A 14,586-nucleotide genomic window follows, 5' to 3' on the forward strand; every position below is an offset into this window, starting at 1 on the left:
ACCATACACTGTTATCCCTCCTTTAAACACCTATTTAAGAAAAACTTAAGAAATTCACTTCTAAATTCATAAGAATTTTTTCCTATACTTAAAATAAGTAATTTAACAAGAGGAGAAACGATCATGAAAAAATTTGTAATTTGCATAATAGGAATAGGTCTTCCTATATACTTACTACCTTTCATATTACGCGGGGATTTAGACAGATTTAATCCGATTGCTGAAGAAAAAAATGTATATGCGGTTGCAAAAGGATATGGTGTTCCGGATTATCATCATAAAGGACGAGCTATGTACGCCCTAAAAGGTGTTGATGAGTTAAACAATGAAAAAGAATATAAAGTTGGAACGAACACCCCTAATGATTTTATTAGAAAAACTTTCTTAAAGATTCATGTAAAAGGAAAATATGTTTATTCTTACGATATTATTGCAGAAAAGGATATTCCGGAGAAAATAAGAGAGCAATTGAAGATAGTAAACAAATAAAAAATAAGCTGATTTTTAATCAGCTTATTTTTTTCATTCCTTTATCTTCTCCAGTCCAAAGAGTCGTCTTTGTTTCAGCATCAGCGATAAGATATTTTACTCGGAATTTTTTTTCTGTTTCTGTCCATGATGCTATTAAGTAAATTTGTCTATTCGGATTAATTTTAGGATTTTCTTGTGTACCCGCTGTCTTACTTATCCACGGTCCTATTTCGGATTTCATAGTCGATTGTAAATCTTTATATAGAACTGTTTTCTGTATATGATTTTCAGCGTCATGAAAAGGGACATAGAAAGAACGATACGTATGATTTTTAACCTTACTATAAAAAACTTTTGGATTTTCAAAGATTTTACTTGCATTGTTTTCTGTATAGGAAATCTCTTTTGAAGAATCCTCTGCATTTGCCATCCCTTGTACACTTAGTAAAAGAAAGCTACAAGTAAACAAAACCGCTATCATTTTTTTCATATTAAACTCCTTCCATTTTTTAATATTTATACCCAAATAAGGTTATTTCATGCGAATTGATCCATTCAAGATCTGGATATACATCAAAAATGCTAGCAATTACTAAAAAAAAGACTCTTACATAGTAAGAATCTTTTTTATATAATCTCCATCGATTTATTAAACTGATTATCATTGTTTCAATAGCCATTCTTCCATTACTTTCACTGTTTCATCTCGTTGTGCTTTTGACGTAATTAAACTCGCATTATCACCCTTTTGCTCACCATACATGCCAAAATGAGCATGGTTTCCGCCTTTTATCATGTGCATAGTTGTATTCTTTGACATAAACTTTTTATTGTCCTCTATTTTTTCTACAGTTGCTAACGCATCTACTTCTCCATAAATTGATAACATCGGGATCGATTTCGTAGAAAAGTCATCTGCAGGATACGAACCTAAGAAAATAATCCCGTCTACCTTTTCTTCATGTTGAAAGGCATACTTAGAAATCATAGCTCCGCCCATTGAATGCCCCGCAACATACCATTTTTGAACTTCCGGATACTTTTCAATTACACTATCTACCTCATTGATTCCAAGTATCGCTAAGTTTAATGGTAATTTAGGCATTACTACAAAATGTCCATCTTTCGCAAGAGCTTCTCCTAAATAACTATAAGCCTCGGCTTCTACTTTCGCTCCTTGATAAAAAATAACACCTATTTTCGCATCTTTCTCTCCAAAAACTATATAATCTTCATCTTTTTTATCATCCACTAACGACAAAGCCTCTTTCGTCGGTTTATAACTAAACTGAGACCAAACAAAAAAACTAATACTTCCTATAAGTAAAATACCAAGTAAAGAGTACAGCGTAATTTTTATCCATTTCTTCACACATATGGCCTCCCTAAGATGTATATATTCTATACTTTAGATTATCATTAATAAGCATAAAAACTCGAGCATTTTTATTATGCTCAAGTTTTTTATTTACGTTTTTAATTTATGCATTCAGCTACTTTATTAGCTGAAACTTTAACAACTGTTTCTTTTCCACCTGTTTTATCAATCATGAACCCCTGAACTTTAACATTAGAAGGCACTAATGGATGATGACGAATCATATCTATACTCTTCTCAATATTTTCACTAACATTTCCTTTTCCACTTAGCCATTCCTCAAGGCTACCACTTGAAAATTCAGGCATACAATTTTCAAAGAGATAGTCTAGTTCCTTGTTATTTTTTATAGAATCACGTTGAATTTGTAAATTAACTACATCTGTTTTTTTATCCTCTATTCCGACAACAAAAATTTCTTCCACATTTTCTTCATAAATAGCAATAATAATAGATCTCATTATATCTCCAAAAGGATGTACAATTACGGAATCGTAGCTGTGTATAGTCAACATGTTTTCTTGTTGAATGTTAGTTACTTGTTGGATAATAGGCTCTATTCCTTGTTCCATCTCTGTTAACAATAGAACCTTTTTATGCTTTGAACTCATATATAGCACTCCTTCTTCATGATTGTATTGATGAAACTTTTAAACTAGTAACAATAGTTGATATGCATTACATGATTGCTACCAGTTTTTCCAGCGTCCCTCTGGATCAACACTTGCAAGTCTGACCCATCCATTTTGAACTTTTTCTCGAAATGTGAAATCATTATTTAGCAAACGTTCTATATATTTAGTAGGCGCTTGAATTACAATGAGTAAACGAAGTGGTGAGTGATACGTTTCACTATCTGACTGCATAACGGATTGCCAAGGTAAGCCTGATAACAAATCACTTGCATTTCCTTGCATAACACCGAGACCTGCCGTAACGGTTTGTGTTGTTTTGTTTCCACTACCATAATAATGAGGAGCTACAGTTGAAGCGTAATATTGTAGATTGATCCACTGCGCTACTGTTCCTGGTCCCGCTATGATGCTAGCTAATATATCGCCATTTTCATCCTGTTTCCAATCATAATTATGAAGGAAATCCCTACCTTCTAAGTCACAATCCTGAGTCAATTCACGCTGCCCGATAATAAAAGATGCATTACGAGCTAATCCCCATTCCGGACGTATTTCACTCCAATCTTCTGCAAATCGATGTGCCTCTTTACTCGGATTTTTTATTTCCGTTTTAAAATGAGGTAATTTCATTAAACGCTCTTTATTTGCCTCTTGGCTCACATTTGGCATAATCGACTCAATACAATCAAATGCTTCTTGCGCAGTTTCCGAAAGTTTTGGGACGTAAATCCATTCCAATTCATCCACTGTTGTTTTATGTTCAGCTGCTGCAAAAATGGTGTCCTCAGGAATGTTAATGCCTTCAGCAGACAACGCCTCTCTTACTTCTGGAAGATTACATAAAGTAGCGAAAACTTTTGCATTAAACCCTCCCGCTGCTCCGCCACAAGCACCACACTCAAGCGCTGCGGCATAAGGATTGTTCGTACTTTGACTACTGTGTCCACACATTACAACTAACGGCGCAAATTTTTCTGTCAGTCCTACCATTTTTAAAGCTTGACGCACATAGTTCACTTTTTCTTCTTTCGTAAAACCGATAGGTATCTCACATTTTGTATCATGGACATGATTAAGTGAGAATGTTGTATTAGGTTTTTGTAACATATTTTTACGAAGGTTACGAATGAAGCCACCTACTCTTCTTGGCACAAAACTCCTTGTTATCATTTGTAAACCAAGTAAAGGGCCACTTACCTCAGGTAATAGCATACTTGTCAGTACATTTTTTTTCATCGTCTTAAACGTATAACTTACTGAGCTGTCTATCTTCTTACGTTGCTCATAAGATTTATATTCATTTTCATCCGCGAGTTCTTTTATTTGATGTTTCGGTTTTAATATAACTGGCAAAGAAGGATGGCTGTTATTACTGCCTAGTTCAGTAGTCGCAATTGGTAACCCAAAGAAACCAGCTATTCCAAACGTTTCAAACGGACCTAATTTTTCAAGGTGGCGGCGAAACGGTTCTGAACGTACATCAATACAAAATGCTAATTGAGCTACTACATGCTTTTTATCATTCGTTGCACGTTGTTTAGAAGCAATCTTCTCCCTTAATTGCTCTGCATGCGTCTGTTCCCAAGCTTCTAGCCAAAGTTTCTTGCGAGTATTTTCATCAAAGCGATAAGCGAATGCTAATAATTCACTTTGTTCAGTTGCAGACATTTGTAACCATTTCTCTACTGAAATATCCCCCCAATAGATCCAAGAAGCTATAAGTGGGACGATCGAAACTTTTTTCTCAACCTTTTGATTTTTCAAAGGTAAATACGGTTTTACAATGGCTAGCTCCATAGAAATTCGAACTGCTAAATATTCTATAACGAGTGCCTGTTCCTTAATTGATTGTTGGGAGCGCCATCGTATCATTCCTGCCCATCCAGGCAAAGAAAGTAAGTGCCCTTCAAGGTAAGCTTGCCTATTAGATTCAGAAATTCCTAGTTCAGATAATGCTTTTGTTAAAGCTCCCTGGGCATCCTGTGGCCAATCTTTTAAAACTTTACGTTCAGTTTTACTGAGCGCTGGATCAAATGTAATAAGGTGATGCCATGCACGATAAAAACCTTTCTCTCGGTTTGGCATTGTCCAACTTGCCCCTGAGTCATCAAGATATAATTTACACCATTTAATAATATGGTAATTAAGAACATCTGATAGGTTGTCACCCTTTTGATTCTCTATAAGTGAACTGATTGGTTGCATAGAAAAGTCTTCCATACTCCCTGTATTTATATAACTTATTTCTTCTGCTAATTTATTTAATTCTGGCGATGATAACAGACTAGAAGGTAATCTTTCTAACTTTAAAGCTTCTTGGCAAAAACGCTCTGCTGTCTCTCGCTTAATATGAAAAGATTGTGAATCAAGCCAACGAGACAAGCCTATTTGTAAAAATGATTCCTCAATCTCCCCTTTCACCTTTGCCGAATGAATCATGGAGGCACTAGGATATATATCTACATTACGAGCTTCTTTTAACCAATCTGCAACTTGTTCAAATGATTGTTTTTCAAGTCCCATCCAAGGGTGATGAGCTGCAAAGGTTGAGATAGGCCAAAGTGGTGCAATCACTCGGCTAGCAGATTCAACTAAATCATTCATATTCTTTTCTTGTATTTCAATTTTTGTATCTTTCTTTTTTAAAGTTTCTTTCGTTACGATTGACTGTATGCTCATCACTGATTACCTCCCTTTGATACATCATGTTTCAGATAGCTTGGATGACTTTCTACTGACTTTTGTCTCGCTTCACCTACTCGAACGAACCAAAGATACATTACAGCAAATATTGTAGAAGATTGATTACGAGTAACGAGAGTACTAATAACACTACCAAATAATAAGAGACTTATAACAAAAATAACTGCTGGAGCTGAAGGTTGAACATTTTGATACATGTCAGTATGCAACCATTTATAAAGAGAGTTATGAACGGTAAAGTAAATGAGAGAAAATCCACTCAAAACAATTAAGCCAGCAATTCTTCCCATTCTTCCCTCTCCAAAAACAACAAGCTGTTTCCATGAAACGTATAATGACCAACCTAAGATGAACGCACTAACGAATTGATACCCCTCTCCAGAAGTCATAAACCAGAAAGCAATTGCTATAAATAATCCGAAAACACGTCCGACTATCATCCATAAATTGGACATCTTTTCATTAGATTGCTTCACTCCCTCAAAACGTTGTACGGAAGAACCAGCTTGTAAAAACAGTGTGGCTTTAAATAAACCATGTAACATTAAATGTATAACAGCTGCTAAATACGCTCCTAATGCGCATTGAATCAGCATAAACCCCATTTGTGCAATAGTGGATCCTACTAGCTGACGTTTATAATCAACTTGGACTAAACTAATTCCTGTTCCTATTAAGACAGAAATACTAGAGAAAATGAGTAAAATGATTTGTGCAATATCATCATGAAAAAGAGGTGAAAATCTAGTTAACATGATACCACCAGCATTTACTAAACCCGCATGCATAATAGCCGAAACAGGCGTCGGAGCAACAGCTGATTCAATTAACCATCTTTGGAAAGGCCATTGTGCTGCTGGAATCATCACAGCTACTATAATCAATAAGTTAATTCCTGTTTTCTCCAATGTTCCAAATTGAGCTACATTTTCATTCGTTACAACTGATGTTAACTGCCACTGTCCAGTTATTTGAAACAGCCAAATGATAGCTGATAGCAAGGCAATCCAACTTATTGTAAATAAATAGCCTGAGATTTTTGTTGCTTCACTAACTACCTTCCACCCTTTATTTAGCCCGATGAGTAGAACCAATCCTATAAGAGTTGCTCCCCAACACATAATCATGAAGCGAAGATCATCACTTAACCATGCGACCGAAGATACACCTGTAGTAAATGTAAAAAGTGCAAAGTATTTTCGATATGAGCGATCTCCCATTAAGTAACGTACAGAGAAACGCTGAATGATTAAACCAATTGTAAGAACGAAGAAAGCCATGAACCAAGCTAAAGTATCTAAATGCCAAGGCCCCACAACTCTATCTCCATTGTGATTAACAAGTGCAAGTAAAGAAACTAATGAAGGCAAAGCAGCGATACCAATATGGATATGAACAAAACGTAAAGGCATCCGTGCATGTAAAAACAATAATCCACTTAGCCAAGAAGCACTAAGCGCGATAAAAAATAATGTTAACAGTGTTGATGAACTTAGCGAAATTAACATGTAAAATACTCCCTTCCAAACGAAAATAACCTATAAAAATTCCTTTTCATTACGATAGTTTTTTTAATTTCAATTTTTATTCACTCTTTTTCGTACATCGTTTTTTCCATAAAAAAAACCGACAACTTCCATAATTCAATGATTTTATATCATCATTGAATTATGGAGATTGTCGGTTTCACTTCAACTAACTTCAATAAAGTTTTTTGAAGAGCTCCCATTTTATAGAGGATAGTAATATATGTATTACTCCTATGAAAAATAACAGTATATCTCTGATCTCCTAGATTATGCAATCAATATATCAATTTATGTTATGCGCTATCTTTTCATTAAGAAACTTTTTCATTTAGTCAATATTACATATTAAAAAAATGCTAAAGCCTTAATTATAGCAAACAGTTAAAATAAGCATCTATTAATTTTTAAAACAATTATAAGATAAACCATATTAAGCAGTTTGTCAATTTATTTATCCGTTTTGCGAATCAAAATTCATTATACATAAATAATTTCAAGTTTTCTTGTTTTCTAATCATTACCTTGTTAATAAGATAAAATAAAGTACACAACTTGTAGATTTCTTAATTACCTCACTGCATTTTTAGTGTATCTTCCACTAACCCTAAGTTGTTTTTTATTTTAAAACTTTTCCTCAAGATTATGAAACAACTTAAAAATCATTACTCGCTCACCTGTACGCGAACTTATATCCGTATGAAAGCTTTTCACTTTTTCTCCAGTTAATTCGAGTATAATCTCTTTCAAATCGTCAATTCCAGATTCAACTAACTCCGAACGATTTTTCTTTATCGTTAGCATACCGTCTTTCGTTTCGCAAACAGTATATTCAGCCGGCGTTAAAATACCTTGTAAATTTACGATAATCATATCTCGTAATATATCTGTCTTAACGGATATAGACCCGCGTCCTAGGTAGTCCTTTTCCCAGTGCGTAATTGCTTTACTTATCTCTGACTCAATAGAGCCTTTTGAGTTTTTCATTTATGTATCCTCCTTCAATAAAATAAATTTACAATAACAATATAATAATCTGGATTGATTTTATTTTCAATTATTGAGAACAATTTATAGGAATCGTTGTAGGGTATCCTTTAGTATTAAAACAAATTTTTATATTGCGATATACGTTTTTTGATTATCCCCAACAAGATACTCTTACTATAAGGACTCTGTTGCATATATTTTTAAAAAGGACATTCCGGAGAAAATAAGAAAGCTCTTGTAACGTAATACATAAACGAAAAAGCCGATTTTCTTTATCGTATAGGAAATCGATCTTTGGCTTAATTATTGATTTAGTAATAAAAACACCTTTTTAAAATAACTATGTTTATACTATAGACGTTGATCTTTCTGAAAGTTTAAACAAAAATCCCCCTCATCATTGTATACCCTCTAATCATACCCTTTCTCTTTATAAAATTTAATGATTTCAGGAAGAACTTGTAATGATAGCCTTACTATTGAAATTCTACTATAATTTTGTAATTGGAATGAATTTGGATCAAATAAAGAACCAGAAGAAATACTATTATTTGGAGGTATCCCAATGAGCCTTTTAATTAGAGAGTTAGAAAAAAATGATTTAGACAATTTCCCGGAGATTGATGACAGTTTTATAGTGAATGCTCGGCTAATTCTTTCTCTTTCAAAAGTAAATAGACACATAGAATATACAGTAGAAGACGTTCCGCGTTATGAAAAAATTTATTTACAAAATGATAATGAAGAACTGACGTACAATGAATATATAAATAAACCGAATCAAGTAATTTACATAGCACTGTTACATAATCAAATCATTGGATTCATAGTATTGAAAAAGAATTGGAATCGCTATGCTTACGTAGAAGATATAACAGTAGATAAAAAATATCGTACACTCGGAGTTGGCAAACAGTTAATTGATCAAGCAAAGCAGTGGGCAAAAGAAGGCAATATGCCAGGTATTATGCTTGAAACGCAAAATAATAATGTCGCCGCATGTAAATTTTATGAAAAATGTGGATTTGTAATTGGTGGGTTTGATTTTCTTGTTTATAAAGGTTTGGATATGACAAATGATGAAGTTGCAATGTATTGGTATTTTCATTTCAAATGACACTGTTTTTAACATGAAGCAAAGTCAAAATAAAACCCCAAATCTCTCTAAATTAAAATTGAGAAACTGGGGGTTTTTATTTAAAACAAGTAACTTATTAGTAATCCTGCTGATAATAAAAAGCCGAAAATCGTATTTGTCATCGCTGTTGATTTCATGGCGATGCGCATATATCCGGGATCCTTTGCCCCTTTTTGGAAGCTTTGAATGGCAGAGATTGGTTTTCTCAAACCTAGGAACATAACTAATGCCCAAGGGCTTATATAACCCATTAATACAATTACCGCAATCCATAAATAAGCAATGAAAAAGGCTACAGCTAATGTTACTATTGCTTTTTCTCTCCCAAGGAGGATTACTAATGTCTTTCTTCCACCTTTCATATCTTCTTCGATATCTCGGATGTTATTTGACATGTTGATTGCACCGACTAAAATTCCAATTGGAATGGAAATTAATACACTTTCAGTCGTTATCGTATTCGTTTGAATAAAGAAAGCAATAAGTACAAAGCATGTCCCCATCAACAATCCAGAAACTAATTCTCCAAACGGAGTGTACGCAATTGGTAATGGACCACCTGTATATAAATAACCAACTGCCATCCCAATTAAACCAATGACGACTAACCACCAGCTACTATTCATACAAATATAAATTCCGATAAGTGCAGCTAGTACATACAATAAAAGTGCGACTGTTAACACATTTTTTGGTTTCAATCCGTGACGGACAATTCCGCCACCGATGCCAACAGAATCAGCGGTATCTAATCCACGTTTGAAATCATAGTACTCATTAAATAAGTTCGTCGCGATTTGCAATGCTAAACATGCAGCCATCATCGCAATAAATAAAAGCCAATCAATTTTGGCAACATAAAGTGATGCCACTGTCCCTAAAATTACAGGAGAAAACGTCGCCGTTAATGTATGCGGGCGCGTCATCTTCCATATTAATTTAGCGGAACTAATTTCTTTTTCTGTCCCCATAACTTAGTTCAATCTCCCTACATTTTAAGTATAAATTACTAGCAGTATCTTTCTATCTGTTTTCTGCCACGCATCCATTATAGCAAAAAATGAATTGGTGATAGAACTGTAATGCTCTTGCTTATCTCTCTTAGATTCAGTTTTTCAAAAGAAAATCCGTTGCTCAAATGCGAACAACGGACCTTTTTATATGAACCAATTTAAAACGTCCTCAGCAATCTCTTCTGGTCTATCCCAGTGCATTAAATGCTTATCTTCAAGTATAATCGATGCTATTTCATGTAAGTTAATGACTAGATTACACCTTCACGCCCCTCAAATTAATATAGTTTAATAATTGTATGATTCGTTTATCATATGTGTGATGTTTCAAAGTTCTATCCAGTCCATTTTTTGCTATACGTTTTCTTTCTTGTACATGTTCCAAATAATACTCCGCTTTTTGTATAAACTCCGATGCACTATTAAAAGTTTCTATTTCAACACCCGGTATGTAATGCTTTCCTACATCTGGGCGTATATCAGTTAATTGAAAAGAACCTACAGCATTAATTTCAAACGTCCTATTATTTACTGAATATGCTTGGATATTTGCAGCATTACAATTCAATTCCTGATCACTTGGTGAGCGATGTAAATTTATATTGATTTTAGTCGATACGTAAAATTGCAATGCATCCTCATACTTCGCAAGTGGCAATAGTTGTATTTTATCCTTTAGCCTTTCATAATTCTTTAAATTCTCCCAACCAAATCCTACAATTTTTATGTTTTTTTCTGCTAAATACTCTGAAATAGAATCAACAAAGGTAAGTCTATTTTCAAATGCTGTACCTATAAAACTAAGATCATACTTATATGTATCTTCTTTCTGAGAAGGTTTAAACACATCTTGATTTGCTGCTAACGGAAGATGGAACACATTGTTACACCCTAACCCTCTATAAAATTTGATACAATTTAAATCTTGCGTAAATATGTAATCATAATACGGCACAAGATGTTGTGTTACATCCGTATAATAAGGATCATCTGTCAGCCAAAGTCCAGTAGTAAACCCTGCCTTTTTTAAGAATGGCATAATATGATTAAATTCTTCACTTAAACCGCTTAATACCAAAATAAAATCTGGTTTCATTTTTAACGCGGTTTTTATAGCTTTTTCTGGACTCACCATACTTGTATCGCTGTTTACCTTTTGTAAACTATCCAAAATTGCTGCTTCGATCATTGGATAATAAAAAGGAATTCCCGATTGAATAAATAAAATTTTCTTAGGAGTATTGTCTTTCATGTCACTTCCTCCTATACATATTTTCTCATCCTCAAAAAAGCACTTTATATTCTGGGTTTGCTAAGGCCCTTTTTATGTAGGCTCTGCAATCTTTATTCATTTTCATAACATACTACTTTATATTTATAAGCATCGTTTATGTCCATTATGTGGAACTTTCCTTATTTTATAGGCTGATGGGATTTGGAGAGGTGTCATAAAGGGAATAAAGTTAAGTTATATTCAGCCAAATTATTAAACATAGAAAATGAACATATCTGGACGATTATCCATTCGTAAAAAATCATGTAATTTAACTGTAACTCCAAACGAAGTAGTAACTTCTTGCTTTCGTTCACTTGAAACGAATTCAACCGTAAATGGAGCTCCTTCTTCTATTGCTCTTTTCAATACTTCAAAAGGTGCAAAAGAGACGAGCTCTCCGAATCCATCAAACAAAACAATTTGTATTTTCATTTTTAGAACACCTCATACCCCTTTTGGCCTACCACAATATTCCCAATAATTCAGTTTAACCTATAAGAATTTCTTTCTATATTTAGCTGAATTATTTCCTCACTTTTCCTTTCATGATTTTCACATAATAAAGCAAAAAGACTTAGAAATGATGTACAAATTATTTATCATTCATTTCTAAGTCTTTTTATTACTACTGCTATTTGATTTTGAAATTGCCTATTATTAACCCACTCGTCACAAAGTTAAGTCGATTTACGCAAAAATCGTCCATATTCATGCACTTACAACATCTTTAATATAATTTTTATCTTTTTCCTCTCCTTCTGAATTTGTTCTCTCCTTTAAGTCTATACACCTCTTAATAATTTTGTGGTGAAACAAACTTTTCTGCAACATTTTGTTATGTCTCCAAATTATAAATACACAGGTACCAGTAATGCCAAGAAAAACTACATAAAAAACAGGTGTAACAACTTGGTTTAATGACATTTTATAGCTATCATTAATCAACTTGGATAGTTCTTTAATCGCTTGTTCTTTGTTTGCGTTACTATCAACAAATGTTTTTCCTATAAAAGTAATTAGCGACTGTACGTTCGAATTAAGCATTGTAACTAAAGCTACCACTATTCCTAATAAAACAGAACTCCAAATACTTAAAAATGTTTGTTTCAAACCGGTTTGCTTATTCATATCAACCTCTATATCTAGACTGTCTTCCAATAAAAACAATTCCTCTTTCGAATGAACTTGTGTTGTTTTTTCAATAAATTCTTCACATTGTTTAAATGTTATGTTTTTCACCACACATTTTTCACCAAAGTGTTCTTTTAATTTCCCGTCCATATAAGAAGTCGCATTTGTAAATTTGGGATGTTGTGTTACATGCATCCAATCACCCTTTCCTTTTATTTTTTAATTTATTTATAACAATAATAACATTTATTGTTATAAAATTGTTAATAACTTATATCTAACTCTCCTTCAAATTTCTTGATAAAAAAGAAAAAGCATCCATTCGAATGCTTTTTCAGGTGCAATTTACGTTTTAAAAACGAATAGTGAATGTACAATATTTAGATAACTAAATAATTAACGGTCCAACATTTTAGAGAAGGAACGCTCTAATTCTTCTTCAAGCTCATCTTCCGTATTAGCATTAGGAAACATCGAATACAATCCATCTTCTATTTCCTCAAAACATTTCTTACATTGACAACCCCATTCGTGGAACATATATATACACCTCCTAAAATTAGAATTGCCACTAATACTTATTTTAATTATCGTATTTTAAATTTAATTACTTTACATGATAAGAATAAAACTCTTTATATGCTTATTACCTTTCATATTACTTGAGGTATTATCCAAATTTAACCTATTCATCAAAACAAACATGACATTGCGGAGGGATATAGATTTTCGAATTATCATAATGAAGGCAGATTATATGCTCACTAAAAGGCATTGACACATCTGGAAATACGAAAGAATATGTAATAGAAACGAATACTCCTAGTGATCTCATACAAGAAATACTTGAGATTTTATATAAAAGGAATATATATACTCTTATGAAATTATTTCTGAAGAGTATATTCCAGGAGAAATAATAAAGTAATTGTACTGGAATATATAAACTGGGTTTGTAGCCATATAGAAATAATTCATCTTTTACACATAGATGACATTTGTTTGATAAAAATTAAACAGCTTTACAGTTCCTTACTCCATTAATATAAATACACTCGTTATCTTAATTTATTATTTTCATACCAGTATTTTTAACTGATTTTTCAAACAAAAAAACCTTTAATATTTTATAATTAAAACTAAGTAATCCCTTATTATAAGGTAGCACTAATATTGAAAAATGGAGGAGCTTTAATGAGTCAAGAGATCGAAATCATATACAATGAACATATTGCAGATGAAAAATTAAAGCAAGGTACTAAATACGAAAGACTTGCAGCTATAGTATTTAAGACTTTAAACGCTTCTGATGTTGTAGTTCATGATTTAACACTACGAGGTGATGGAAAGAAAACCCCTCACCAGATTGATGTTATGATCACACGTGCCAACGTATCAAAGAGAGTTTTAATTGAATGTAAAGACTACGATACAAAAGTAGGTATAAGTATAATAAGAGATTTTTTTGGGGCTATTTCACAAATTAAACCTGATGAAGCTTTTGTTGTTACCACCGAGGGGTACACTAAAGGAGCAAGGTCTTTCGCTGAAGAAGAAGGAATCAAATTAGCAATACTTAGAGGATTTAAAGATACTGATTGGGATGGACGAATACAAAAAATACATATAACAAATACTTTCATATTAATGGATACCCCACAGATTTCTTGGGTAGCAACTAATCAAGAAGAAATAGATAAATTTCATACTTTTGCTAATACAAATGAAATAAACTCTGTACAAGAGATTAGTACAATAGATACTTATTTTTATGACGAACAAGGCAATCAACAAGAGAATTTACAGTCAGTTCTAAAACCGGTACTCAATTCATTTCCACGAAATACAAATTCTCCAACCAGTGGTCGATATGAATTTGAATCCACTAAATATGTCAAATTAGCAGGAGTGCTTACAGAAGTTAAAGGGTTCGATTATGAGTTTACCATTCTCAAAATTGTTTCTAAAACTGTTGTTGATACAGGGCAAAAAATTGCGTTATTACTATTCAAGGTTATTGACGGAACTTTGGATAAAGTTATTTTCGACCAAGATTTAGATGCATGGACATTTAAAGATAATGGTGAAGTCATTCCAAAAGATTCTGTTTAAACTTGTTGTATGTCAGCCATTTTATGTAAGTCTATTCTCACTTTTCACTATCCTTTTACCATTCAGTAAAAGTAAATTACTCCCAGATAATAGGTAAATTATTACTGCTGGGTTATTTTTAGAATGAAATGACTTTAAAAAGAGACACAAACTTCTCCTCCGAAAAAATCCGTACTTTTAAAAGCACGGATTTTTGATTTTTTAGCCTGTAAT

The 14,586-nt window shown here is 33.0% G+C and carries 13 protein-coding genes and 1 pseudogene; 3 read left to right on the plus strand and 11 right to left on the minus strand.

Annotation, left to right across the window (positions count from 1 at the left end; genetic code table 11):
• Positions 1-123: 123 nt before the first annotated feature.
• On the plus strand, positions 124-489 hold the full coding sequence (locus ACTFNE_RS09175) for a YxeA family protein (protein ID WP_046199409.1): 366 nt from the start codon (positions 124-126) through the stop codon (positions 487-489).
• Between the two features lie 19 nt (positions 490-508).
• Here the strand turns inward: ACTFNE_RS09175 and ACTFNE_RS09180 are convergent, their stop codons facing one another.
• From ACTFNE_RS09180 to ACTFNE_RS09205, 6 genes are all read right to left on the minus strand, one after another.
• A complete protein-coding gene (locus ACTFNE_RS09180; RefSeq protein WP_046199408.1) occupies positions 509-961 on the minus strand; it encodes a hypothetical protein in 453 nt (150 codons plus the stop codon).
• Positions 962-1,132: 171 nt separating this feature from the next.
• Positions 1,133-1,843: an alpha/beta hydrolase gene (locus tag ACTFNE_RS09185; RefSeq protein WP_270706116.1), complete on the minus strand. Its 711-nt coding sequence runs from the start codon at positions 1,841-1,843 to the stop codon at positions 1,133-1,135.
• 104 nt (positions 1,844-1,947) lie between these two features.
• Positions 1,948-2,460 (minus strand): carbonic anhydrase, encoded by a 513-nt coding sequence (locus ACTFNE_RS09190; protein ID WP_046199406.1) that lies wholly within the window; start codon positions 2,458-2,460, stop codon positions 1,948-1,950.
• 78 nt (positions 2,461-2,538) lie between these two features.
• Positions 2,539-5,163, minus strand: a complete 2,625-nt coding sequence (locus tag ACTFNE_RS09195; RefSeq protein ID WP_270706115.1) for a DUF2309 domain-containing protein — start codon at positions 5,161-5,163, stop codon at positions 2,539-2,541.
• On the minus strand, positions 5,163-6,695 hold the full coding sequence (locus ACTFNE_RS09200; protein ID WP_048556950.1) for an NADH dehydrogenase subunit 5: 1,533 nt from the start codon (positions 6,693-6,695) through the stop codon (positions 5,163-5,165). Before ACTFNE_RS09200 ends, ACTFNE_RS09195 begins: the two co-directional genes overlap by 1 nt.
• Positions 6,696-7,337: 642 nt before the next feature.
• Positions 7,338-7,700, minus strand: a complete 363-nt coding sequence (locus ACTFNE_RS09205) for a DUF2294 domain-containing protein (RefSeq protein ID WP_000798158.1) — start codon at positions 7,698-7,700, stop codon at positions 7,338-7,340.
• Positions 7,701-8,268: 568 nt separating this feature from the next.
• Here ACTFNE_RS09205 and satA point away from each other — a divergent pair.
• The gene (gene satA, locus ACTFNE_RS09210; RefSeq protein WP_270706114.1) at positions 8,269-8,820 is read left to right on the plus strand and encodes a streptothricin N-acetyltransferase SatA; all 552 of its coding nucleotides are present in this window, start codon (positions 8,269-8,271) and stop codon (positions 8,818-8,820) included.
• Positions 8,821-8,900: 80 nt separating this feature from the next.
• Here the strand turns inward: satA and menA are convergent, their stop codons facing one another.
• The 5 genes and pseudogenes from menA to ACTFNE_RS09235 all read right to left on the minus strand — a co-directional run bounded on the left by menA (position 8,901) and on the right by ACTFNE_RS09235 (position 12,801).
• Positions 8,901-9,812, minus strand: a complete 912-nt coding sequence (gene menA / locus ACTFNE_RS09215; RefSeq protein ID WP_270706113.1) for a 1,4-dihydroxy-2-naphthoate polyprenyltransferase — start codon at positions 9,810-9,812, stop codon at positions 8,901-8,903.
• A gap of 298 nt (positions 9,813-10,110) precedes the next feature.
• On the minus strand, positions 10,111-11,106 hold the full coding sequence (locus tag ACTFNE_RS09220; RefSeq protein ID WP_270706112.1) for a CgeB family protein: 996 nt from the start codon (positions 11,104-11,106) through the stop codon (positions 10,111-10,113).
• 246 nt (positions 11,107-11,352) lie between these two features.
• Positions 11,353-11,562 (minus strand): annotated as a pseudogene (locus ACTFNE_RS09225) (DJ-1/PfpI family protein); the annotation flags it as partial.
• Between the two features lie 276 nt (positions 11,563-11,838).
• Positions 11,839-12,456: a hypothetical protein gene (locus ACTFNE_RS09230; protein WP_258404246.1), complete on the minus strand. Its 618-nt coding sequence runs from the start codon at positions 12,454-12,456 to the stop codon at positions 11,839-11,841.
• 201 nt (positions 12,457-12,657) lie between these two features.
• Complete coding sequence (locus tag ACTFNE_RS09235; protein WP_270706111.1) at positions 12,658-12,801, minus strand: hypothetical protein; 144 nt, start codon at positions 12,799-12,801, stop codon at positions 12,658-12,660.
• A gap of 654 nt (positions 12,802-13,455) precedes the next feature.
• Between ACTFNE_RS09235 and ACTFNE_RS09240 the strand changes: the two genes are divergently transcribed.
• Complete coding sequence (locus ACTFNE_RS09240) at positions 13,456-14,373, plus strand: restriction endonuclease (protein WP_270706110.1); 918 nt, start codon at positions 13,456-13,458, stop codon at positions 14,371-14,373.
• The last annotated feature ends 213 nt before the right edge of the window (positions 14,374-14,586 follow it).

The sequence above is a fragment of the Bacillus cereus group sp. MYBKT111-2 genome (genome assembly GCF_051915205.1).
GTDB classification, from domain to species: domain Bacteria; phylum Bacillota; class Bacilli; order Bacillales; family Bacillaceae_G; genus Bacillus_A; species Bacillus_A paranthracis.

What these genes read in the sequence shown, in the direction of transcription:
- ACTFNE_RS09195 (WP_270706115.1), bottom strand. Translation starts at nt 5,163, where the DNA reads ATGAGCATACAGTCAATCGTAACGAAAGAAACTTTAAAAAAGAAAGAT.
- ACTFNE_RS09180 (WP_046199408.1), bottom strand. Translation starts at nt 961, where the DNA reads ATGAAAAAAATGATAGCGGTTTTGTTTACTTGTAGCTTTCTTTTACTA.
- ACTFNE_RS09235 (WP_270706111.1), bottom strand. Translation starts at nt 12,801, where the DNA reads ATGTTCCACGAATGGGGTTGTCAATGTAAGAAATGTTTTGAGGAAATA.
- ACTFNE_RS09220 (WP_270706112.1), bottom strand. Translation starts at nt 11,106, where the DNA reads ATGAAAGACAATACTCCTAAGAAAATTTTATTTATTCAATCGGGAATT.
- ACTFNE_RS09190 (WP_046199406.1), bottom strand. Translation starts at nt 2,460, where the DNA reads ATGAGTTCAAAGCATAAAAAGGTTCTATTGTTAACAGAGATGGAACAA.
- ACTFNE_RS09240 (WP_270706110.1), top strand. Translation starts at nt 13,456, where the DNA reads ATGAGTCAAGAGATCGAAATCATATACAATGAACATATTGCAGATGAA.
- ACTFNE_RS09175 (WP_046199409.1), top strand. Translation starts at nt 124, where the DNA reads ATGAAAAAATTTGTAATTTGCATAATAGGAATAGGTCTTCCTATATAC.
- menA (WP_270706113.1), bottom strand. Translation starts at nt 9,812, where the DNA reads ATGGGGACAGAAAAAGAAATTAGTTCCGCTAAATTAATATGGAAGATG.
- ACTFNE_RS09200 (WP_048556950.1), bottom strand. Translation starts at nt 6,695, where the DNA reads ATGTTAATTTCGCTAAGTTCATCAACACTGTTAACATTATTTTTTATC.
- ACTFNE_RS09205 (WP_000798158.1), bottom strand. Translation starts at nt 7,700, where the DNA reads ATGAAAAACTCAAAAGGCTCTATTGAGTCAGAGATAAGTAAAGCAATT.
- ACTFNE_RS09230 (WP_258404246.1), bottom strand. Translation starts at nt 12,456, where the DNA reads ATGCATGTAACACAACATCCCAAATTTACAAATGCGACTTCTTATATG.
- satA (WP_270706114.1), top strand. Translation starts at nt 8,269, where the DNA reads ATGAGCCTTTTAATTAGAGAGTTAGAAAAAAATGATTTAGACAATTTC.